Annotated in this window: 20 protein-coding genes; 8 read left to right on the forward strand and 12 right to left on the reverse strand. The window is 72.7% G+C overall.

Features of this window, described 5'->3' with window-relative positions; all coding sequences use genetic code 11:
* From ACFWBN_RS30970 to ACFWBN_RS30990, 5 genes are all read right to left on the reverse strand, one after another.
* The coding region (locus tag ACFWBN_RS30970; protein ID WP_385182107.1) for a homocysteine S-methyltransferase family protein at window positions 1-2,192 on the reverse strand (2,192 nt) is incomplete at its 3' end.
* Window positions 2,189-3,169: a carbohydrate kinase family protein gene (locus tag ACFWBN_RS30975; RefSeq protein ID WP_385182110.1), complete on the reverse strand. Its 981-nt coding sequence runs from the start codon at window positions 3,167-3,169 to the stop codon at window positions 2,189-2,191. The genes ACFWBN_RS30975 and ACFWBN_RS30970, both read right to left, overlap by 4 nt.
* A gap of 420 nt (window positions 3,170-3,589) precedes the next feature.
* The gene (gene metK, locus ACFWBN_RS30980; protein ID WP_385182113.1) at window positions 3,590-4,813 is read right to left on the reverse strand and encodes a methionine adenosyltransferase; all 1,224 of its coding nucleotides are present in this window, start codon (window positions 4,811-4,813) and stop codon (window positions 3,590-3,592) included.
* Between the two features lie 53 nt (window positions 4,814-4,866).
* Entirely contained in the window at window positions 4,867-7,176 is a 2,310-nt protein-coding gene (locus tag ACFWBN_RS30985) for a condensation domain-containing protein (RefSeq protein ID WP_385182115.1), read from the reverse strand.
* A 195-nt stretch (window positions 7,177-7,371) separates the two neighbouring features.
* Entirely contained in the window at window positions 7,372-8,841 is a 1,470-nt protein-coding gene (locus ACFWBN_RS30990) for a multicopper oxidase family protein (protein WP_385182118.1), read from the reverse strand.
* Window positions 8,842-9,109: 268 nt separating this feature from the next.
* On the opposite strand from ACFWBN_RS30990, the gene ACFWBN_RS30995 reads away from it, so the two are divergent.
* The 8 genes from ACFWBN_RS30995 (at window position 9,110) to ACFWBN_RS31030 (ending at window position 16,130) form a co-directional block, all read left to right on the forward strand.
* Window positions 9,110-10,504 carry a pyridoxal phosphate-dependent decarboxylase family protein gene (locus tag ACFWBN_RS30995; protein ID WP_385182121.1) on the forward strand — a complete coding sequence of 465 codons (1,395 nt, stop codon included), beginning with the start codon at window positions 9,110-9,112 and terminating at the stop codon, window positions 10,502-10,504.
* 70 nt (window positions 10,505-10,574) lie between these two features.
* Window positions 10,575-11,165, forward strand: coding sequence for a hypothetical protein (locus ACFWBN_RS31000; RefSeq protein ID WP_385182124.1), 591 nt, complete (start codon window positions 10,575-10,577; stop codon window positions 11,163-11,165).
* The gene (locus ACFWBN_RS31005; protein WP_385182127.1) at window positions 11,162-11,797 is read left to right on the forward strand and encodes a DUF6875 domain-containing protein; all 636 of its coding nucleotides are present in this window, start codon (window positions 11,162-11,164) and stop codon (window positions 11,795-11,797) included. Before ACFWBN_RS31000 ends, ACFWBN_RS31005 begins: the two co-directional genes overlap by 4 nt.
* Before the next feature lie 458 nt (window positions 11,798-12,255).
* Window positions 12,256-12,432 (forward strand): hypothetical protein, encoded by a 177-nt coding sequence (locus ACFWBN_RS31010; RefSeq protein ID WP_385182130.1) that lies wholly within the window; start codon window positions 12,256-12,258, stop codon window positions 12,430-12,432.
* A 13-nt stretch (window positions 12,433-12,445) separates the two neighbouring features.
* Window positions 12,446-13,528, forward strand: a complete 1,083-nt coding sequence (locus ACFWBN_RS31015; protein WP_385182133.1) for a helix-turn-helix domain-containing protein — start codon at window positions 12,446-12,448, stop codon at window positions 13,526-13,528.
* Window positions 13,529-13,621: 93 nt separating this feature from the next.
* Window positions 13,622-14,200, forward strand: a complete 579-nt coding sequence (locus ACFWBN_RS31020; RefSeq protein WP_385182136.1) for a Uma2 family endonuclease — start codon at window positions 13,622-13,624, stop codon at window positions 14,198-14,200.
* 158 nt (window positions 14,201-14,358) lie between these two features.
* Complete coding sequence (locus tag ACFWBN_RS31025; RefSeq protein ID WP_385182139.1) at window positions 14,359-15,501, forward strand: polyprenyl synthetase family protein; 1,143 nt, start codon at window positions 14,359-14,361, stop codon at window positions 15,499-15,501.
* Window positions 15,498-16,130: a biliverdin-producing heme oxygenase gene (locus ACFWBN_RS31030; protein WP_385182142.1), complete on the forward strand. Its 633-nt coding sequence runs from the start codon at window positions 15,498-15,500 to the stop codon at window positions 16,128-16,130. Before ACFWBN_RS31025 ends, ACFWBN_RS31030 begins: the two co-directional genes overlap by 4 nt.
* Window positions 16,131-16,155: 25 nt before the next feature.
* Here the strand turns inward: ACFWBN_RS31030 and ACFWBN_RS31035 are convergent, their stop codons facing one another.
* The 7 genes from ACFWBN_RS31035 to ACFWBN_RS31065 all read right to left on the reverse strand — a co-directional run bounded on the left by ACFWBN_RS31035 (window position 16,156) and on the right by ACFWBN_RS31065 (window position 22,051).
* Entirely contained in the window at window positions 16,156-17,001 is an 846-nt protein-coding gene (locus ACFWBN_RS31035) for an alpha/beta hydrolase (protein ID WP_385182145.1), read from the reverse strand.
* Window positions 16,998-17,720 carry an indole-3-glycerol-phosphate synthase gene (locus ACFWBN_RS31040; protein ID WP_385182148.1) on the reverse strand — a complete coding sequence of 241 codons (723 nt, stop codon included), beginning with the start codon at window positions 17,718-17,720 and terminating at the stop codon, window positions 16,998-17,000. Before ACFWBN_RS31040 ends, ACFWBN_RS31035 begins: the two co-directional genes overlap by 4 nt.
* A complete protein-coding gene (locus ACFWBN_RS31045) occupies window positions 17,717-18,463 on the reverse strand; it encodes an N-(5'-phosphoribosyl)anthranilate isomerase (RefSeq protein ID WP_385182152.1) in 747 nt (248 codons plus the stop codon). Before ACFWBN_RS31045 ends, ACFWBN_RS31040 begins: the two co-directional genes overlap by 4 nt.
* On the reverse strand, window positions 18,460-19,605 hold the full coding sequence (locus ACFWBN_RS31050) for an acyl-CoA dehydrogenase family protein (protein ID WP_385182155.1): 1,146 nt from the start codon (window positions 19,603-19,605) through the stop codon (window positions 18,460-18,462). Before ACFWBN_RS31050 ends, ACFWBN_RS31045 begins: the two co-directional genes overlap by 4 nt.
* A gap of 72 nt (window positions 19,606-19,677) precedes the next feature.
* Window positions 19,678-20,052, reverse strand: a complete 375-nt coding sequence (locus ACFWBN_RS31055; protein ID WP_030390275.1) for an ectoine synthase — start codon at window positions 20,050-20,052, stop codon at window positions 19,678-19,680.
* Window positions 20,053-20,121: 69 nt separating this feature from the next.
* Window positions 20,122-20,952, reverse strand: coding sequence for a tryptophan synthase subunit alpha (trpA, locus tag ACFWBN_RS31060; protein ID WP_385182262.1), 831 nt, complete (start codon window positions 20,950-20,952; stop codon window positions 20,122-20,124).
* Between the two features lie 46 nt (window positions 20,953-20,998).
* Window positions 20,999-22,051 carry a hypothetical protein gene (locus tag ACFWBN_RS31065; protein WP_385182160.1) on the reverse strand — a complete coding sequence of 351 codons (1,053 nt, stop codon included), beginning with the start codon at window positions 22,049-22,051 and terminating at the stop codon, window positions 20,999-21,001.
* Window positions 22,052-22,066 lie beyond the last annotated feature (15 nt).

The following is a 22,066-nucleotide window of genomic DNA, read 5'->3' on the forward strand; positions in this document are numbered from 1 at the left end:
TCGTCGGTCTTCTCCATGTGCGGCTCCAGGAACGCCACCGCGGTCTTCATGACCTCGGCGGACTGGAGCACGAACGGCAGCTGCATCTGACCGGACCCGAACAGCTCGCCGACGACCTTCATGCCCTCCAGCAGGGTGTCGTTGACGATGTCCAGTGCCGGACGGGTCTGCAGGGCCTCGTCGAGATCGGCCTCCAGACCATTCTTCTCCCCGTCGATGATCCGCCGCTGCAACCGCTCGTCCAGCGGCAGGGCGAGGAGCTCCTCCGCCCTCCCGTCCTTCATCGACTTCATGTTGACGCCCTCGAAGAGGGCCATCAGCTTCTGCAGCGGGTCGTAGCCCTCCGCACGCCGGTCGTAGATCAGGTCCAGTGCGACGGTGACCTGCTCCTCGTCGAAGCGGGCGATCGGCAGGATCTTCGAGGCATGCACGATCGCCGAGTCGAGGCCGGCCTTGACGCACTCGTCGAGGAAGACCGAGTTCAGCAGGACCCGGGCGGCCGGGTTCAGGCCGAAGGAGATGTTGGAGAGGCCGAGGGTGGTCTGGACGTCCGGGTGGCGGCGCTTGAGCTCGCGGATCGCCTCGATCGTCGCGATCCCGTCCTTGCGGGACTCCTCCTGACCCGTGCAGATCGTGAACGTCAGGGTGTCGATGAGGATGTCCGACTCACGGATCCCCCAGTTCCCCGTCAGATCGTCGATCAGCCGCTCCGCGATGGCGACCTTGTGCTCGACGGTACGGGCCTGGCCCTCCTCGTCGATCGTCAGCGCGATCAGCGCGGCGCCGTGCTCCTGGGCGAGGCGGGTGACCTTGGCGAAACGGGACTCCGGGCCGTCGCCGTCCTCATAGTTCACCGAGTTGATGACCGCACGCCCACCGAGCTTCTCCAGACCCGCCTGGATCACGGGAACCTCGGTCGAGTCCAGTACGACGGGAAGGGTGGAGGCGGTCGCGAAGCGCCCCGCCAGCTCCTTCATGTCCGCGACGCCGTCACGGCCGACGTAGTCCACGCACAGGTCGAGCATGTGCGCGCCCTCGCGGATCTGGTCGCGCGCCATCTCCACACAGTCGTCCCAGCGGGCCTCCAGCATGGCCTCGCGGAACTTCTTCGACCCGTTCGCGTTCGTCCGCTCACCGATCGCCATGTACGAGGTGTCCTGCCGGAACGGCACCGTCTGGTACAGCGACGCGGCACCGGGCTCGGGCTGGGGGGTGCGCTGGGTGATCTCGGTGCCACGGACCCGCTCCACGACCTGGCGCAGGTGCTCGGGGGTGGTGCCGCAGCAGCCGCCCACCAGCGAGAGCCCGTACTCGCGTACGAACCCCTCCTGCGCGTCCGCCATCTCGGCGGCCGAGAGGGGGTAGTGGGCACCGTCCTTGGTCAGGACGGGCAGGCCGGCGTTGGGCATGCAGGACAGCGGGATGCGCGAGTTGCGCGCCAGGTAGCGCAGGTGCTCGCTCATCTCCGCCGGACCTGTCGCGCAGTTCAGCCCGATCATGTCGATGCCCAGCGGCTCCAGCGCGGTCAGTGCCGCGCCGATCTCCGAGCCCAGCAGCATCGTGCCGGTGGTCTCCACCGTCACCGAGCAGATCAGCGGGACGGTGACGCCCAGCGCCTCCATGGCCCGCCGTGCGCCGATGATGGAGGACTTCGTCTGCAGCAGGTCCTGGGTGGTCTCCACCAGCAGCGCGTCGGCGCCGCCCGCCAGCAGGCCCTCGGCGTTGATCTGGTAGGCGTCGCGGATCGTCGCGTACGTGATGTGGCCCAGCGTCGGCAGCTTCGTACCCGGCCCCATGGAGCCCAGGACCCACCGCTGCTGACCGGTCGAGGCCGTGAACTCGTCCGCGACCTCACGCGCTATCCGCGCACCCGACTCCGACAGCTCGAAGTTCCGCTCCGCGATGTCGTACTCCGCCAGCGCCGCGAAGTTCGCACCGAAGGTGTTCGTCTCCACACAGTCAACGCCCACCGAGAAGTACGCCTCGTGGACCGAGCGCACGATGTCGGGACGCGTGACGTTCAGGACCTCGTTGCAGCCCTCCAGCTGCTGGAAGTCCTCCATCGTCGGATCCTGCGCCTGCAGCATCGTTCCCATGGCCCCGTCGGCCACCACCACACGCGTGGCCAGGGCCTCCCTCAGGCCGTTCGCCCGTTCCTGCGCGCTCGGCGCGTTCGTCGCCTGCGTCGTCATGTCAGCTGCCCCAGCTTCGGCTCCAGCAGCCCGGCCGCCTGCTCCCCGTAGACCGTGCGCACGGTGGCGAGGAGCCGCTCGGGCTGGATCTCGTACGACTGCGAGCCCACGGCCGCCAGGACCAGCGCGGACATCGCGCAGCCGAGCTGGGCGGCGTTCTCCAGCGGCAGTCCCCAGCCGACGGCGGCCAGGAAGCCGGAGCGGAAGGCGTCGCCAACGCCGGTCGGGTCCTCGGCGTGGACGTCGGGGACGGCGGGGACGGTGAGGGTCGGGGCGCCCTTGGCGTCGATCCGGACGCCCTGCGCGCCCAGTGTGGTGACCCAGGTGCCGACGCGGTCGAGGACGTCCCCGTGGCTCCACTCGGCGCGTTCGCGCAGCAGCGCGGACTCGTACTCGTTGGTGAAGAGCCAGCGCGCTCCGGTGACGAGGCTGCGCACCTCGGCGCCGGTGAGGCGGGCGAGCTGCTGCGAGGGATCGGCGGCGAAGGGGATGCCCAGCTCGCGGGCCTGCTCGGTATGGCGGACCATCGCGCCGGGGTCGTTGGGCGAGACGAGGATCAGGTCGAGGGGGGTGCGGGCGTGCAGGTCGCGCAGGTCGATGCGGGCGGATTCGGCCATGGCGCCCGCGTAGAAGGAGGCGATCTGGTTGGAGTCCTGGTCGGTCATGCACATGAAGCGGGCGGTCTGGTGCTCGGCGGAGACGTACACCGAGCCGGTGTCGACTCCGTGTTCCTTGAGCCAGACCTCGTACTCGGCGAAGTCCGGGCCCACGGCGCCCGCGAGGAGGGGGGCGAGGCGCAGGCCGCCGAGACCGTAGGCGATGTTGGCGGCCACTCCGCCCCGCCGCACTTCGAGGGTGTCGACGAGGAAGGACAGCGAGATGTGTTGCAGCTGGTCGGGGAGCAGCTGGTCGACGAACCGGCCCGGGAAGGCCATGAGGTGATCTGTGGCGATGGATCCGGTCACCGCGATACGCACGTGGACTCCTGTGAGCTGGTCTGTTGTCGGCGGGCGGAGTGGAGGGCGGAGTGGGGGGCGGGCAGCGGGTCGGGCGTGGTGCCCGGTGCTGTGGCGGGGAAGGGCTGCCGGGGCGGCGGGACGTGCGTCCGGACGCCCCGGCCAACCCTTCCGGGCGCAGCACTAAATCGTCTCTTTCGGATCTTGCCGGGCGGCGCGGGTGCGGCGGGATCCGGAAGGGACGGCGGCGGGCTAGTGCTGTGGCCGGGAAGGTTTGCCGGGTCGCGGTGTCCGGTGCGGTGCATCGCAAGGCGGAGGACCGCGGCTCGTACTGGACGTACTTGCGTGGTCCGACAACGCGGCGAGGTGCCGTGCCTGGGGGTACCTCCCAGCGGTAGCTGGGGGAGCGCCGCAACCCGGTGAACCTTCCCGGTCACAGCGCTAGGCGCCGGCGGCCGCGCGCAGCGCGTCCACGCGGTCGGTGCGCTCCCAGGTGAAGTCCGGGAGCTCGCGGCCGAAGTGGCCGTAGGCGGCGGTCTGGGCGTAGATGGGCCGCAGCAGGTCGAGGTCGCGGATGATGGCGGCCGGGCGGAGGTCGAAGACCTCGGCGATGGCGTCCTCGATCTTCGCGATGTCGGTCTTCTCGGTGCCGAAGGTCTCGACGAACAGACCGACGGGCTCGGCCTTGCCGATGGCGTACGCGACCTGGACCTCGCAGCGCGAGGCGAGGCCGGCGGCGACGACGTTCTTCGCGACCCAGCGCATGGCGTAGGCGGCGGAGCGGTCGACCTTCGACGGGTCCTTGCCGGAGAAGGCGCCGCCGCCGTGGCGGGCCATGCCGCCGTACGTGTCGATGATGATCTTGCGGCCGGTCAGACCGGCGTCGCCCATCGGGCCGCCGATCTCGAAGCGGCCGGTCGGGTTGACCAGCAGCCGGTAGCCCTCGGTCTCCAGCTTGATGCCGTCGTCAGACAGCCGGGCGAGCACGTACTCGACCACGTGCTCCTTGATGTCGGGGGCCAGCAGGGCCTCCAGGTCGATGTCGGAGGCGTGCTGCGAGGAGACGACGACGGTGTCGAGGCGGACGGCCTTGTCGCCGTCGTACTCGATGGTGACCTGGGTCTTGCCGTCCGGACGCAGGTACGGGAGCGTGCCGTTCTTGCGGACCTCGGACAGCCGGCGCGAGAGCCGGTGCGCCAGGTGGATCGGGAGGGGCATCAGCTCGGGGGTCTCGTCGGTCGCGTAGCCGAACATCAGGCCCTGGTCCCCGGCGCCCTGCTTGTCGAGCTCGTCACCTTCCTCACCCGTGGCGGCACCCTCGACCCGGTTCTCGTAGGCGGTGTCGACGCCCTGCGCGATGTCCGGGGACTGCGCGCCGATCGAGACGGACACGCCGCAGGAGGCGCCGTCGAAGCCCTTGACGGACGAGTCGTAGCCGATCTCCAGGATCTTCTCGCGCACGAGCTGCGCTATCGGCGCGTACGCCTGCGTCGTCACCTCGCCCGCGATGTGCACGAGACCGGTCGTGATCAGCGTCTCGACCGCGACGCGCGAGGCGGGGTCCTGGGCGAGCAGCGCGTCGAGGATCGTGTCGCTGATCTGGTCGGCGATCTTGTCGGGGTGTCCCTCGGTCACGGACTCCGAGGTGAACAGACGACGGGACATGTCACTCCTGGTGGTGTGGGACGGGGCGTCAGGTCGGGCAGGGCAGGGGCAGGTCAGGGCCGGGAGGTGGCGGTGGCCGCGGCCGTCTCCAGGGTCCGGGCGAGGGCCCGGACCGGGTCGGGGCAGCCTTCGGCGGTGAGGGCGCCGCCGATCGCGACGAGGGGCGGGTGCCAGCCGTACGAGGCGATGCGTTCGGCGACCTCGGAGGCGAGGGAGCCCGCGCCGGAGAACCCGCCGAGCAGCAGCGGCTCGCCGCGGGCGAGGGCGGGCCGGAGCGCGGCCAGTACGGTCCGTGCGTCGGCGGGCGGCCGTACGGTGGTCAGCGCCTGCGGGCCGGGGTAGGCCTCGGCGAGCTCGTCGTAGCAGCCGGGCGGTGCGTCGGGCGGCGGGACCAGGCAGATCGTGCCGGCACCCGTACGGGCCGCCGCGCGCAGGATGCGCAGCGCGCGGGCAGCGGCCGCCGGCCGGGTCACGCGGGGCACCGGGCTGCCGTCGAGCAGCGCCAGGGCCTCGGCGACGGTGGTGGTCTCGCCGGTGGCGTCGGGCAGTTCGCGCAGCAGCAGGGTGGTCTGGGCGAGCGTCTCGGCGGCTTCGGAATCGGCGACGCGCGTCCGGTCGTACACGGAGGTGAGGACGAGCCCGCCCTCGGCGTCGTGGTGCGCCGTGACGGCGAACGGCAGCGCGGTGTGCGCGCCGATGGCCTCGGCGGCGCCGACCCGTACTCCCTCGGCGGCGAGTTCGGCGTGGACGGGATCGTCGGCGGGCCCGGCGGGCCCAGCTGGCGCCGTCGCCTCGAAGGCGATGAGGGTGTCGGGGATCCGGCGCTCGCCGGCGCAGCCCGGGCCCGGGCCCGGGCCCGGGCCGGAACCGCAGGCAGGGGGCCGCGGGGACCACTGGGCCGCCTGCCCCGGGGAGACCCATTCGTAGGAGGCGGTGTCCAGGGCCTGGCCCGCCAGCGCGGTCAGCAGGCCGGTCAGCGGGGCGGCCGGGTCGATGCGGACGTGCAGCGGGAGGGCGCTGCGCAGGGGGCCCGGGAGGCGGTCGGCGCCGGGGAGGGGGATGCCGCGGCCCGAGACCGCCGCCGCGAAGGCGACCGCGGCCGCGCCCGGGGCGGCGCGGTGGAGCTGGAGGGCCCAGACCGCGTGCAGGGCGGTGCTCTCCGTCGCGCCCCGGCCCGCCGCCCAGTTCCGCAGGCGCAGCGCCTCGTCCGGGGTGAGCCGCTGCCGGGTCCGCCCGTGGCCGCGCGGCCGCGGACCGCTGCTGTCGCTGACGCTGGGGCTGCCCGGGGCATGCCCGTCACATCCGTGGTGCTGGTGCGGCCCGTCCGGCCTGCCCGCCCCGGAAGCCTCCGAAGCCCCCGAAGGGCCCTCCGCTCCCGCGGGCTCCGCCCGCCCCGGCAGCCCCGCCGCGTCCGCCGGGGCGCCGGCGCGGGCCCAGAACGCCCGGGCCGGTGCCGGATCCTGGCGGGCCAGCCAGCGCATGTGGTCGCGGATGTCGGGCCGCCGCTCGCTGCCGACCGGCCGCCCGTCGGCGAGGTACGCCCGGTACAGCGTGCGCCGCAGCACCCGTGCGCTCCACCCGTCGAGCAGCGCCCGGTGGTAGGTCAGCAGCACCCGGAACACCTGGCCCGGCTCCTCCAGCAGCGCGATCCGCATCGCCGTGCCCGGCCGGTACAGGTCGAACTCCCGCATCCGCTCGCTCAGCAGCAGCGCGTGCCAGTCGGCGCTGCCCCGCGCGTGCCGTTCCAGTTGCGGCGCGGCGTGCGGATGTACGGCGACCAGCGGCCCGGCGCCGGGCGCGGCGGGCCTGGCCAGCGCGGTGCGCAGCACCGCCTCGCTGTCGTACAGCGTCTGCCACGCGGCCGTGAACCGCCGGGCGTCCAGCGGTCCGTACCAGCGCCAGTGCAGCTGTTCCACGTGCAGTCCGGCGCCCGGGTGGGTCATCGCGTCCAGCAGTACGTCGCGTTGCAGGGGCGTGATGGGGAGCGGGCCCTCCGCTTCCGGATCGGCCCGCTCGGCGTATCCGGAGCGTCCGGCACGCGCGGAGCGCCCGGAGCGCCCGTGGCGTCCGGCGCGCCCCGAGTGTTCGGCGTGTTCGGCACCGTCCGGTTCCCGGGCGGCGCACGGCTCCTCCCCCGCCGCCGCGACCCCGGTCAGCAGGTCGGACAACCGGCCGGCAGGGAACGGCGGCGGGGGCAGGGTGAGCGTGTGGTGGTGGGCGGTGTGCCGGTGCAGCGTCGGCGTGCACGGCGGCAGCAGCGCGAGGGCGGCGGTGAGCGCGGCGGGCGTGAGCCTGCCGTGGAGGTCGAGGGAGGTCGGAGGGCCGGGTGTGAGGACCACGGTCATGGCCACGGTGGCGGCCATCGGCTTCCCTCCTCTTCCCTTTCGGCTTCGGACACATGTGGGGACTCGTGGGGGACACGGCCGGACATGGTCTGTTGTCGAGGATTCTTCCGCCCGCTCCTCGGCCCGTCCTTGAGCGCGCGTCGAGCGGAGAACACCCCTGTCGGGACCCCTGTCGGCCCCTAGTCGGACCCTTGTCGACCCCCTGTCTAACCCCTATCGGATGCGGAAGTTGGCCATCATCCCCATCGCCGAGTGGTCCAGGAGGTGGCAGTGGTAGACGTACGTCCCCTTGTACGTGTCGAAGGTGGCGTGCAGCTTCACCGTCTCGCCGGGGAAGAGGCGGACCGTGTCCTTCAGCCCGGCCTCGGCCGGCCCCACCGGGGCGCCGTTGCGCTCCAGCACCCGGAACTGGACCAGGTGCATGTGGAAGTTGTGCGGCACGATCTTGTTCGCGTTGGTGACGGTCCAGATCTCCGAGGTGCCGTGCGCGATGGTCTGGTCGATGCGCTGGTGGTCCCACACCTGGCCGTCCATGAGCCCCCGCGGCTCCTGCCGGCCGTCCTCGTCCATGCTGAGGACGATGTTGCGCTGCACCGTCGCCGTCGCCATGGCCGGCAGCGTGCGCAGCGCGTCCGGCACCCGGCTCGGGTCGGAGGCGGTCCGTACGACGTCGAAGCGCAGTACCTTGCCCACCTGGTCGGGCGTCCCCGGGCCCAGGGTGTTCTCCAGGACGATCTTCGTGCCGACGGGGTAGCGGGAGAAGTCGATGACCACGTCCGCCCGCTCCGCCGGGGACAGCCCCACGGTGTCCGTCGTGAACGGGCGCTCCAGCAGCCCGCCGTCCGTGCCGATCTGGACCATCTGGCCGCCGTCGGAGAGGCGCAGCTGGAAGAAGCGCATGTTGGAGGAGTTCAGCAGCCGGAAGCGGTACTTGCGGGCGGCCACCTCGAAGTACGGGCTCGGGCGGCCGTTGGCGAGGATGGTGGTCCGGCCGAAGACGTCGTCCATGACGTAGACCAGCTGTCCGGCCTCGTCGAAGCGGGCGTCGCGGAGCGCGATCGGGACCTCGTACTGGCCGGCCGGCAGCGGCAGCGAGCGCTCGTTGTCGTCGCTCAGCAGGTAGGTGGCGGACAGGCCGCGGAAGACGTGCTCCGACTCCATGTGGTGCGCGTGGTCGTGGAACCAGAGGCCGGCGCCCGGCTGCTGGTTCGGGTAGCTGTACGTGCGCGAGGTGCCCGGACCGAAGGTGTCCATCGGGCCGCCGTCGTTCTCCGGTGAGACGCTGCCGCCGTGCAGGTGGACCGAGACCGGCATGGTGAGGGCGTTGCGGTGGCGGATCACCACCTTCCGCCCGCTGCGCGCCCGCAGCACCGGCCCCGGGAAGTGGCCGTCGTAGGTGAGGACCTTCGTCTGCACCCCCGGGATGATCTCCCGCGCCACCTCCCTGATCGTGACGGCGTACGTGTCCTGGCCGCCCAGCTGGGATATCGGCGAGAGCACCGGCAGCGTCGGCATCCGCACGGTGAAGGGCGGCGGAACGGTGACCGGCTTCGCCCCCGCGGCGTCGGCGGCGGTGGCCTGCGCGGACCCGGCGCCGAGCAGCGGCGTCAGCCCACCGGCGGTGAGCAGGCCCGCGCCGGTCGCGGCGATCGCGCCGCCGAGCACGCTGCGTCTGGTGACCATGGAATGTCCTCCTGGGAAGGGTGGGTGCGCGGGCCGCCCGGGACGGGGCCGATCGCGCCGTGGGCCGCCGGCGAGCGGTACTCCTCGCACAGGTGGCGCGCCGCGAGTGCACCAGACCCGGCTTGCGCATCACTCGAGGCCGGATGGTGTGCGGGCGTTCGGCGTTGCGCGGGCCTTGCGGGGCCTGGGCAACCCTCCTCGTGCGTACGTACGACCGCGTACGTGCGACTCGTGCCGCCGCTCAGGGCGGCCGCTGGGGGAGGCACCCGTGGACCGACACGACCTGCACGACTTACGCGACTGGCTGCCGCGCGCGCTCGGGGTGGCCGAACGGTGGGGCGGGCAGTTCGGCCCCTACGAGACCCACGACGCGCACCGGGTCGACCCCGACGCGTTCACCGAGGCCTTCGACCGCCTCGCCAAGCGGATGGACCACAACTATCCGTTCTTCCACCCGCGTTACGCCGGACAAATGGTCAAGCCGCCGCACCCGGCGGCCGTCACCGGCTACCTGACCGCCATGCTCTTCAACCCCAACAACCACGCCGCCGAGGGCGGGCCCGCGACCACCGAGATGGAACGCGAGGCCGTCGCCGCGCTGGCCGGCATGTTCGGGCTCGACGCGCACGTCGGCCACCTCACCACCAGCGGCACGATGGCCAACCTGGAGGCCCTGTACGTCGCCCGGCAGCTGCACCCGGACCGCGGGATCGCGTACAGCAGCGAGTGCCATTACACCCACGAGCGGATGTGCCACGTCCTGGGCATGGAGGGCCACCGCGTCCCGGCCGACGCGCACGGCCGCATCGACCTCGCCGCGCTGGAGGCCGCGCTGCGCGGAGGGCGGATCGGCACCGTCGTCGTCACCACCGGCACGACCGGGCTGGGCGCCGTCGACCCGGTGCACGAGGTGCTGCCGCTGGCGCGCCGGTACGGGGCGCGGGTGCACGTCGACGCGGCGTACGGCGGCTTCTACGCGATCCTCGGCCGGGCGGACACCGGGGACGTGGACCCGGCGCCCTGGCAGGCGATCGCCGGGTGCGACTCGGTGGTCGTGGACCCCCACAAGCAGGGGCTGCAGCCGTACGGCTGCGGGGCGGTGCTCTTCCCGGACCCGCGCGCCGGGCGGCACTTCGCGCACGACTCCCCGTACACCTACTTCACCGACGCGGACCTGCACCTGGGCGAGATCAGCCTGGAGTGCTCACGGGCGGGCGCGGCGGCCGCCGCCCTGTGGCTGACCCTGCAGCTGCTGCCGCTCACCCCGGACGGCTTCGGGCGGATCCTCGCCGCGAACCGGCGGGCGGCGCTGCGGTGGGCGGACCTGCTGACCGCGTCCGACGAGCTGGAGCTGTACCAGCGCCCGGACCTCGACATCGTCACGTACTTCCCGGCGACCGCCGACGGCTCCCTGTCCTCGATCGACGCGGCGTCGGACCGGCTGCTGCGCGACGGCATGTCCGCGGAGGCCGATCCGGTGTTCCTGAGCGTGCTGCGGGCGGACGCGGACGCCTTCGTACGGCGCCATCCGCGCGCGGTGCGGGACGCGGAGGCGGCGCGCGTGATCCGCAGCGTCCTGATCAAGCCGGAGTCCGAGCACTACCTGCCGACGCTGCACGCGCGCGTGGCGGAACTCGCGGCCCGCGCCCGCGCAACCCCCTGACCCCTCGTCCACCGTCCACCGTCCACCGTCCAACCACCCTCCAACCCTCGATCGCGACCGGAGGCTTCCCTTGTCCACCCTCTCTCCCAACCGGCTGGACCCATCGACCGTCAGCCGCCTCTCCACCCTCCTCGCCTCCTCCTTCCACGAGGACGCGCTGACCCGCTGGATGATCCCCGACGAACGGCGCCGAACCGAGCTGCTGCCCGGGTTCTTCCGGGTTTTCGTGGAACTGTCCGCCGCCCACGACGGGGTGCTCACCACCCCGGACGGCGACGCGGTGCTGCTCTTCCTGCCGCCCGGCGCCGAGCCGGACGAGGCCGCCCTGGACGCGGCCTTCGCCGCGGCCCTGGGCGAGCACGTGGACGCCCTGCGCACCGTCGCCGGCCTCCAGGCGGAAAACCACCCGCACGGCCCGCCGCACTACTACGTCTCCTTCGGCGCGGTCCGCGCCGGCCGGCAGCAGGGCGGCCTGATGTCCGGGCTCCTCGGCGAACTGCTGGCCCGCGCGGACGCCGAGGGCGTCGGCACCTACGCGGAGGCCAGCTCCCCGGGCGGCGAGGCCGCGACCCGGCGCGCCGGCTTCGAGCGCCTCGGCGGGGACATCGCCCTGCCCGACGGCGGACCGTTACTGCGACCCATGTGGAGGGACCCCCGATGAGGGGAGACGACCTGATCCAGTCGTGGACCGCCGGCCAGATAGCCCGCGGCGAGGCACCGGCGGAGCACCTCGGCCCGCTGCTCCAAGTCCTCCTGTGGAGCCGTGATTTCCTGGTCTCCAGCCACCCCGAACTGGGCCGCACCGGCCCGGTGTGCCCGTACACCCAGCCCTCGCTGCGCAAGGAGCTGTTCCACCTGGCCGTGCCGGCCGCCGGCTGCGAGGACCTGTCCTCGGCGGTCGACTCGCTGCGCACCCGCCACGCGACGCTCTCAGCACCCCTCTCCCCGGAGGACCGCGAGCTCCTGACGATCCTCCTGGTCCTGCCGGCCTTCGACCCGACGGACTCGGTGGAGCTGGACGAACTCCAGCGCAAGGCGAAGGACGAGTTCGTGGCGGAGGGCCTGATGATCGGCCAGTTCCACCCGGTGTGCGAGGAGCCGGGCCTCTACAACGAGGCCTTCCGCCCGCTGCGCGCCCCGTTGCCCCTGCTGGCGGTCCGCAAGCTCCTGGTCTTCGACCTCCCGTTCCTGGTGGGCGACGACTCCCACATGGACCACTACCTCCAGCGCTTCGCCCCGGCCATCCCGGCCCGCATCCGCGACCAACTGGTGAGCCGGGTGGTGGCTGCCTGACGCGACCGCACACGAAGACGGCGGGTCCGGGGCACGTGCATGCCCCGGACCCGCCGTCTTCGGTGGTGGTGGGCGCGCTCGCGGCAACGAGGGGCACCCGGTGATGCGTGCGGCGTACCGTCCGGACCAGGACAACAGCCGTACTGAGGTGTTGAGGATCCGGGGCGGCGGGGCTGTTGCGGCAGGGGGAACCGCGGATCAGGACGGATTCGGACGGTTCCGAACAACAGAAGCCCTGACCAGTACGTCCGTGCGCGTTGTCCGGCAACGGCCGGACGGTAACGGACAACCCGTCTGTTGCCGTCACGCGGCAACGCCCCACGGCTCCGTACACATCCGGAAAACCAGCGCGCCGGAACACCTGGTTCACCCCGCGGCCGTCGTGGCAGGGTGATCGTGCGGCCCGGGCGGCAACCCGTGACGCACCGTCAACATCCGTCCGGACCAAGGAACATCACATGAGCAACGCGTTCTGCATCGGCCTGCCCAACGGCAGCACCGTCACCCTCCCGGCCGTCCTCCCGGTGGGCGTCATCGTCATCGTGCTGGTCGTGCTCGGCTACGACCTGTCGGCGGCGGTCGCGGCGCTCATCGCCATGGGCGCCGCCGCCCGCGAACTGACCCGCACCCGCTGAGGGCCCCCCGCACGTGGCACGGCCCGAGAAGCCGATCGCCCCCGATGCGCCGTACGGGGCGTTCGCCCGCCGGCTGCGCGCGCTGCGCCGGGATTCCGGCAACCCCACCTATCGCGCGATGGCCGTGCGGCTCGGGCACCGGTGTTCGGTGACCACGCTGGCGGCCGCCGCGTCCGGGGACGCGCTGCCCAGCCTCGACGTCACCCTCGCCTACGCCGAGGCCTGCGAAGGCGACCCGCAGTACTGGACCGAGCAGTGGTACCTCGCCGGGCGCCAGGACACGCTGTGGGACGCCGAGCTGTGGGCCGTCACACCGCCGCGCCCCGAACTCGCCGCCGACCCGGCCGAGTACGTGGCCCGCCTGCGCGAGCTGCGCCTGTGGGCCGGCTCCCCCTCGCTCACCCTGCTCGCCCGGCTGACGGGCGTCTCCCGCAGCTGCCTCGCGGACGCGCACAGCCCCCGCCGCACCACGCTGCCGACCCGGACGGCGGTCTCCGCCCTGGTACTGGGCTGCCTGAAGTACGCACAGGCGTCCCGCAGCTGGCTGAAACAGCGCGGCATCGCCGCGGCGGACCCCGACCTGGCGGAACTGGCCTGGCTGCGTGTCTGGCAGCGGCTGCGCGCACGGGAGGGGGCACGGATCCCCCTGGCACCGCCGCCACCGCAACCGGCCCCGGCGGCCTGGCAGGCTCCGGCGGCCCCGCAGGCCCCGGAGCCCCCGGAGCCCGTACGGCCGTCGTGGACCCCTCTTGCGGCCAACCTCCGGGAGGAACGGCGCGACCTCGCCCTGGCCCTGCGCGAGCTGTTCGACGTCCTGGGCATCTCACTACGCCGGTACGGGGCGCGCGTCCACTACGCCCCCAGCGCCGTCTCCCGGTACTTCAACGGCGACCGCCTCCCTCCCAGGGAGTTCATCCTGGAACTCTTCGACGAGCTGGAAAGGGCGCACCACGTCGTGTCGCCCCGTCACGTCGACGAGGTACTGGCCCTCCACACCGCCGCTCGCCGCTCGTCGGACTCCCCGTACCACCGGATCGCCCACCTGGAGGAGGAACTCCGCGAGGCCCAAGCCCAACTCGCGGCCTTGCGCCGCTGACCTCCCCCTTCGGGTGACTCGCGGGCCACCGCGGGACGCCCGGCCCTTCCCGACAGGTACCTTCGCGTTGATGGAGGAGAGGAGCGCAGCGGCATGAGCACAGCACCGGTCGGCCCTGGTGGGGGTCCTACCGACTACAGCCAGGTGGCAGACCCCGAGCGCGCCTTGAAGTACGCCATCCAGCACATCAAGGGTGATCGTGCCCAGATCATCGAAGGGGTCATCGAATCCGTGCCACCCACCTGGGACCACGAATTGGCCATCGAGGCCATCCGCGATCAGGTCAAACCGCGAGCCAAAGAACTGGGCTGCGCCACTGGGGCCGGCAATCTCGATCTCCCCGGGTCCCCCAACTGGTACGTGCCTGACATCGCCGTGGTACCCAGGAATCTGGCGAAGGGCAGCGGAGCACTCCTACCGGCCGACGCGCTGCTGGTCGTCGAGGTGACCTCACGGTCGAACGCCGAGACCGACCGGATCGTCAAGCGCCGCCGGTACGCCGAGTACGGTGCCCCGCTCTACCTCCTCGTGGACCTGGTCGAGCAGAGCGTGACGCTGTTCGCCGAACCAGGGGCCCTGGGCTACAGCCGCGCCGACGGACCGCACCCCTTCGGGACCGCCCTGCGGCTGCCCGAGCCGTTCGGGATCGAGCTCGACACCTCCGAGCTCTAGGGCGCCGTCGCCCCGAAACCCGCACCGATCTTGACCGACATCCGGACGTAGCCTTGTGGCGCCCGGCGTTTGCGATCACGCTTCCCTCTGCCGGGCCCGCAGTTGTGGGGGCTCGTGCTTCATGTGCGGCGATGTTCGGAGGCGGAGTGACGGGGACGGTGGATGCACCGGAGGTCGAGGCGGTGGTGCGGGGGGACGCGGCGCTGCTGGAAGACGATCTGGCCGAGTTCCTCGGCTCGCTGTCCGCGCCGGCGCCGGTGCGCCCGGGCACGGCGGCCTCCGTGTACGACGCCGCGTTGCGGCGTTCCCTGTACGAGCCGGTCGCGGATGCCGTCGGGTCGAAGGTGGGGCAGGAGGCCCTGCGGCCCGCCGCCGGGGCACCCGGGAGCGGCGGGGCACCGCTGCGCCCCTCGATGGTGTACTGGGCCTACCGCAACTACCGGGGCTTCCCCGACGAGCTCGCCGACGAGGCCGGCTCGGCGGATCTGGCGGCGGTCCGCCGTGCGGCCGTGGCGGTACGGATCCTGCTGAAGGCCGCCGTCGCGCTCGACGACATCCAGGACGGCAGCGGCATCCGCTACGGCGAGGCCGCGCTCCACGCCACCCACGGCATACCCCTCGCCCTCAACGCCGGCACCTGGCTGATCACGGCCGCGCTCGGGCACGCGGCCCATCCGGCCGTCGTCGCGAGCCTGGTGCGGGCGGTCGGCAACGGACTGACCGGCCAGGCCGTCGACATGTCGACCCGCTCGTCGGACACCCGCGCCGAGCTGGTCGCCGCGCCCCACGCCGCGCGGGTGGAGTTCTGGGAGTCGACGGCCGCGCTCAAGACCGGGACCCTGTTCTGGATGCCGCTCGACGCGGCGGTCGCGGCCCTGGACGTCGTCGAGGACGAGCGGCGCACGCTGGACGAGGCCATGCGCAAACTCGGGCTGGCGAGCCAGCTGTTCAACGACCTGACGGACTTCGTGCCGGAATTCGGCGGGGCCAAGACCCACGAGGACTTCGACGGGCTCGGCAACCGGGTCTTCCTCGAGCTCCTTGACGACTCCGAGCCCCCCGAGCCGGCCGACGCGGCCGGCAAGGGGCTCAAGGCGTTCGTCCTCGGCCATCCGAAGCTGGAGGAGACGCTCCTCGGGCTCGCGGCGGAGGCCGTCGAACTCAAGCGCGCGGCCAAGGAAGCCGTGCACGGCGTGTGCCGCTCCGAGCGCAGCGCGGCGTACTTCGACGTGACGATCGAACGCAAGGGCCACGTCATCGACCGCCTGCACCGGACGATCCGGCAGCGGAGCGGCGCGTGACGGCGCCCACGGTGGCCGAGCGCCTGCGGTCGAGCACCCGCGCCTGGCACGACGGCCTGGAGGCCACCCGGTTCGCGACCGCGATGACCGTCGGGACCCTCCCGCTCGACCGGTACGTCGGGCAGCTCAGCGCCTACCGCGCGGTGCTGGAGGCGCTCGAAGACGAACTGTCGCGCGCCACCAGCCCGACCGTCGGCTCGGTGTGGTCCTCGGACCTGGGCAAACTTCCCCTCGTCGAGCGCGACCTGAAGTACTTCGCCGACGCCGGCTGCACCCCGGCGGCCCTGGCGGCCGCGGAGGCGACGGCCTTCGCACAGGAGATACGCAGCGCCGCGGCAGCGGACCCCCAGGGGCTGCTCGGGTACCTGTACGTCATGGAGGGCTCCACGCTCGGCGGCCTGATCCTGCGCCGGTACGTCGCCGAGGCCTACCGGCTGACCTCGGCGGACGGCGTGGCCTACTACGGCAGCGGCGACCGCGAACGCTGGGCGTGCTTCACCGCGCGCATGAACCGGGCGGTCACCGAACCCGGGGCCCAGGACCGGGTCATCGCCGCCGCCGGGCAGGCCTACCGGCACACCGCCGCGATAGCCGGGGCCCTGTCCGCGGGCCTGCCCCCGGGCCCGTGAACCGGCCCGGTCCACACGACGCCCCCTAGGACCGCGCGGCCGCGAGGCAGTCCTCCAGGAAGGTCAGGACCCGCAGGTGGTAGGCGGGGGCGGTGTGGCCCAGGCTGATGTTGTGGCCCGCCGCGGGGAGGTGGTCGACCGCGACCGACGGGGCGGCCGTCAGGCGGGAGGTCATCGCCGACAGGGTGGGGGCGTCCAGGTGCCACCAGGCCTCGTGTTCCGCGAAGGTGAGGCGGACCGGGATACGGACGCGGCCCGCGAGTTCCTCGTACTGCGCGGGCCAGTGCAGGGTTTCCGCCGATTCGCGCGGCGGGGTCGGGGACAGCAGGGTGCGGCTCGCCTGGAAGGTGCCGCGCGGGTAGAGGTTCAGGGGGCCCCAGTTGAGCTTGGTGGCGCCGCCGCCGAGGGTGGACGGGAAGTGCAGGGCCTCGGGGTTGTAGCGGTAGCCGACGCCCGAGGCGTCCAGGCCGAGGAGGGGCAGGCCCCCGTCGGTGGCGGCCGTGTGCAGGGCGACCTTGCCGCCGTCGGAGTGGCCCAGCAGGAAGACGCCGGCGCCGATGTCGTGTGCGGCGGCGTGCTCCTTGAGGGCCGCGTGGAGGGTTTGCGCCTGCTCGGCCAGGCGCTGGCCCTCGGGAAGGAGGTTCGCCGATTCGCCGTAACCCGGGCGGTCGACCGCCAGGACCGCGTGCCCCAGGGCCGTGGCCACCGGGACGAAGGAGTTCCAGTACGCGGCCCGCATGCCCCGGCCGTGGATCGCCAGGATCGTGGAGCGGGGCGTCCCCCCGCCCTCCGGCAGGGCCAGGAGCGCCGACAGCGCGATGCCCGCCGCGTTCAGCGTGTACGGGCGTACGCCGCCCCGGAGCGTCGTCATCGGACCGCCAGCCCCTTCCGCGCACCGGCCATCGCGTCCACCCACGCCGACGGCGAGCCGGTGCGCAGCAGCGAGGTGCCCACCAGCAGGCCGCCGAAGCCGGCGTCCAGGAGTCCGGCGGCGGTCGCCGGGCCGTCGATGCCGCTCGCGCTCACCGGGCAGGCGGCGCCGGCCGCGCGGACCGCGGGCAGCAGGTCCAGGGAGCGGCCCAGGTCGCCGGCGCCGCGCTCCCGCGTCTTGATGTCCTTGTTGTTGACCGCGATCACGCACTCGTCGGGGTGGTGGACCGCTTCGAGCTCGGCCTCCGCCGTGATCTCGACGAAGGGGGTCAGGCCGGTCAGCAGGCACTCCGTCACCAGCGTCCGCATGCTCGACGCGGGCAGCAGCGCCGCCGTCAGCAGCACCGCCGACGCCCCGAGCTCCTTCGCCGTGCGGACCTGGTCCTTCCTGGTGATGAAGTCCTTCTGCAGGAGCGGGAGGTCGGTCAGCGCCGCCACGTCCCGCAGCAGCGCCGGCGAGCCGCCGAACCAGCGGCCCGTCACCACCGAGATGCAGGGGGCGCCCGCCGTCTCGTACGCCCCCACGATCGCGGCCGGGGTCCGGCCGCCGACCAGGTCGTAGCCGTGGGCGTCGCGCCGTTTCACCTCCATCACCACGGGGGTCGGCGAGGCCAGGAGGGCCTCGAGAAAAGGGAAGCCGGTCCGGTTCTGCTTCGTCATCGCGACAGCTCCAGCTGGGGGTGGTCGGGGATGCGGGCGGTACGGGCGCCCGTGCGCCAGGCGCGGGCCAGGGCGGCGATCTGCGGGACGCCGAAGCCGCCGGTCGCCCCGTCGCGCGCCGCGGTGTCCACGTCGATGCCGCGGAACCCGGGGTGGCGCACGACCTCCTCGTACGCCGGGCGGTTGGCCGGGGTCAGGCCCCCGGCCAGCAGGAACGGCCGGGTCAGCCGGGGCAGCAGGGACGACAGGAGCTCCGGGTCGAGGGCGGCGCCGGTGCTGCCGATCCGGCCGTCCCCGGTGGCGGTGTCGAGGAGGAAGAGGTCGGTGCCGGCCCTGTCGTACGCGCCGATCAGCGGCCGTTCGACACAGCCCCCGCCCTCCTCGACGTGCAGCACCTTGACGATGCCGACCTCCTGCGGAAGCGCCTCGCGCAGCGCCCGTACGACCGCGGGCGGCTGGTAGGCGTGGAGCTGGACCCAGCCGACCCCGGTGCGCCGCACGATCGCGGCCAGCTCACCGGCGTCGGCCAGGAACGTCACCAGGACCGGCAGGAGCCCGGCCGAACGGGCCGCCGCCGCGAGGGCGGCGAGCCCGTCCGGGTCCAGCTCCGACGGGCCGCCGGGTACGCCGTGCCAGAGCCCGACGCAGTCCGCCCCGGCGGCCGCCGCCGCCTCGATGTCCTGCGGGGCCGTGGCCCCGCAGACCTTCAGCAGCGTCCGGGACAGCGGGCGCGTGGTGGTCACTTGCCCAGTCCCAGCGTGGAGGCGATGCGGTTGTACTGGATCTCGTTCGTGCCGGAGTAGATCGTGCCGCCGACGGCGTTGCGCACTTCCTGCTCCAGGCCGAACTCCGCCATGTAGCCGTGGCCGCCGAAGATCTGCACGGCCGACAGGCTGCTGGCCAGGTTGCTCTCGCTGGTGACGAGCTTGGCGATGGCGAGGTCCTGGGTGACGTTCTCGCCGGCCTCCAGCTTCTCGCCCGTGTCGTAGAGCCACTTGCGGGCGGTCTCCAGCTGGATCTTCATGTCGACGATCTTGTTGGCGATCGTCTGGTACGAACCGATCGCCCTTCCGAACGACTTACGCGTCTTCGCGTATTCGACACACCGTTCCAGCCGGTGCTGCATCTCGCCCACGTTGACGATGAAGGAGAAGAGGATCTCCCGCTTCATCACGTGGTCCATGACCATGAACCCGCCGCCGACCCTGCCGAGCACCGCGCTCTTGGGCACCCGTACGTCGTCGAAGAACAGCTCGCCGATCGGCGAGGTCCGCAGACCCATCTTCTTGATGGGCTTGCCGGCGGTGATTCCGGGGGTGTTGCGGTCGACCAGGAACGCCGTGGTTCCGAGCGGGCCGCCGTCCGGATGGGTCCGGGCGTAGACCACGATCACATCGGCGATCGGCCCGTTGCTGACGAAGGCCTTGCTGCCGTTGATGACGAAGTCGTCCCCGTCGCGGACGGCCCTGGTGGCCATCGCCATGGCGTCCGATCCGCCCTCGGCCTCGGTGATGGCGTGGGCGCCGATCGCCTCGCCCGAGCAGATCTGCGGCAGCCAGCGCTCCTTCTGCTCGACGGTGCCGAACTGCTGGAGCGGGATTCCGGTGGAGCAGATGGACGTGGTGACCGAGAAGCTGAGGCCCGAGTCGCGGTTGTACTCGCCGAGGCCTTCCAGCACGTACATGGTGGTGAGGATCGACTGCCCGAGGCCTCCGTGGTCCTCGTCGAAGGGCAGGGAGAGGATCCCGGTCTTCTGGACGAGCTTCCACTTGTCGTCCGAGAAGGCCGACTGCTCGTCGAGTTCGATGTGGTCTGCGCTGAGTGCGTCTCCCCACCTCTCCAGACCTTCGCGCAGATCTGCCTGGTCGGCGTTCCAACGGATCACGACGGACCCCTTTGATTCGGTGATGGTGCGGACTGCGGACGGGTGGTGCACGGGGTGCACCGGGCGGCCGCCTCAGTAGGCGGAGGAGCTGTGCGCGTCGAGGCTGTGGACCTCGTCGCCGCGCAGGGCGGGCGAGAAGACGCAGACCAGGCGCAGGTCCTCGTGCGGGCTGGCGACGAGGTAGTGGGCGTCGTGCTGGTCGAGGGCGTACATCCGGCCGGGGACTATCTCGTGCGAGGTGCCGTCGAGTTCGATGACCTCGCCGGAGCCCTCGATGCAGTAGCAGGCCTCCAGGTGGTTGACGTACTCCAGGCGGGACTTGGTGCCGGCCAGCACGGTGGTGTCGGTGAGCGAGTAGCCGAGGCCGTCCTCGGCGAGGAGGAAGCGGCGGCTGAGGCCGTTGCCCCACTCGACGGTCTTCACGGACTCGATGTCGCGAACGATCATGGCGATCTCCCGGTGTGAGGGTGGTGCTCGGATGTTTCGGATGAGGGGTGGAGCTCTCTTTCCCGCCGGTCAGGCGGTTGGGTGCGGTGCTGCGGGCAGGACCGAGCGGACGAACCCGCGGAAGGCCCCGGTCACATCGGCGCCGGCCTCCTGTGCCCGCTCGACGGCGGCCACGGCGGCGGAGCCGATGATCGCGGCGTCGGCGCCACTGGCCCCGACGGCCTCCACGTCCTGCCGTGTGCTGACCCCGAAGCCGACGGCGATCGGGGACGTCGTGTGCGCCCGGAGTCCGGCGACCGTCTGCGCCAGCGCGGCATGGCCGGCGGCGGGTGCGGTCCCGCTGCGTCCGTAGTGGGCGACGAGGTAGAGGTAGGCGGAGGCCTGTGCGGCGGCCTGGGCCTGCGTCTCGGGCGGGCTCTTGGTGTAGCAGGTGGTGACGACCGGGAGTCCGGCCGCGGCGGCCGACTCCAGGTGCGTCTCGCGCAGCCGCGGGGGGAGCGCGTGGACGAGGAGTCCGTCCGCGCCCGCCGCGGCGATCTCGCGGGTGGCGGAGGCCAGGTCCCGGTGTTTGAGGGAGTGGCTCCAGTCGGCGAGCAGGGCGATCCGCAGGTGCGCCAGGTGCGGCCGTACGTCCGCGATGAAGGCGAGTACGTCGTCCAGGCCGGTGCCGCGGTCCAGGGCCCGGCGGGCCGAGCGGCGGATGACCGGGCCGTCGGTGACCGAGTCGGGGAACGGGACGGCCAGTTCCAGGCAGTCCACGCCCTCTTCGTCGAGCATCAGGACCAGGTCGCGCAGGACGGGGAGCGGGGGATCGCCCGCGTTGAGGAACAGGGCGAGTCCGGGCGGTCCGCCCGGGGTGCGGTGGGCGAAGAAGGGGGCGGGGGCCGGCGTCGGCGTCACGGTCGAGGCGGAGGCCGTCCCCGCCGTGAGGGTCGCCGTCGAGGGGCTAGGCACCGGCCACCGCCAGGGTGCGGGGGGCGGGGGCCGGGGCCGAGGCGGCCGCCAGGCGCTGCGCCAGGTCGTGGGCGGCGCCGGAGCGGACCGCCTCCTCGGCGAGGGAGACCGCCGAGAGCCAGTCGCGGCGGGTGCCGGAGGCCACCACCAGGGCGGCCGCGCCCAGGCAGACCGTACGGGTGGCCACCCGGCCCGCCGCTCCGGAGAGCACGGACAGGAAGTGCTCGACCGCTGCGGCCGGGTCGGCGGCCGGCCGCAGGTCCCCGAAGGAGCCGTCGCCCGGGGCGAGTTCGCCCGGCCGGATGATCCGGGTCAGGGAGTCCCCGTGGACGGTGTTGGTCGCGAAGGGCAGCAGCTCGTCCGCGCCGGTGTCGTTCGAGGTCAGCCAGATCCGGCGGCCGGTGGTGGTCGCGGCGAGCTGCCGCAGGGTGTCGAGGGGCGCGGCCGCCGAGACCCCGGTGACCTGGGCGGCCACCGGCAGGTCCGCGAGGAACGGGCCCAGCGCGTTCAGGAAGCGGCCGAACGGTTTCATGCTGTACGGGGCCACGGTCCGCGCCAGCCGGGTCAGTTGCGCCGGGTAGACGAACGGCCCGGCGAAGGCGATCCCGTAAGCGGCGAGGGTGTCCTCGGTCTGGGCGTAGGAGGAGGTGAGGCGGACACCGAGCCGCTCCAGCAGATCGACGGAGCCGAGCGAGCTGGTGTAGGCGCGGGAGCCCGTTTTGACGACCTTGACCCCGGCCGCCGCGGCGACGAACGCCGAGGCGGTGGAGATGTTGAAGGTCTTGGGCCCGCCGCCGGTGCCGACGACGTTCACGGTGCCTTCCCAGGGGGTGGTCACCGTCGCCGCCGGCCGGCGCTCGGCGAGCGAGTCCAGCAGGTGGCGCAGGGTCTGGTGGTCCGGGAGCCGGCTGGTCAGGGAGGCCAGCAGGGCGACGACCTCGGCCTTGTCCAGGCCGCCGTCGCCGAGCTGGTCCCACCAGGACCGCCAGGTCTCGCGGCCGACCGGGGCCTGCTGCTGCAGCAGGCCGGTGAGTGCGTCATGCACGGCTGGTCTCCGTCT

The sequence above is a fragment of the Streptomyces sp. NPDC059989 genome (genome assembly GCF_042736975.1).
In the GTDB taxonomy this organism is placed as follows: Bacteria; Actinomycetota; Actinomycetes; order Streptomycetales; family Streptomycetaceae; genus Streptomyces.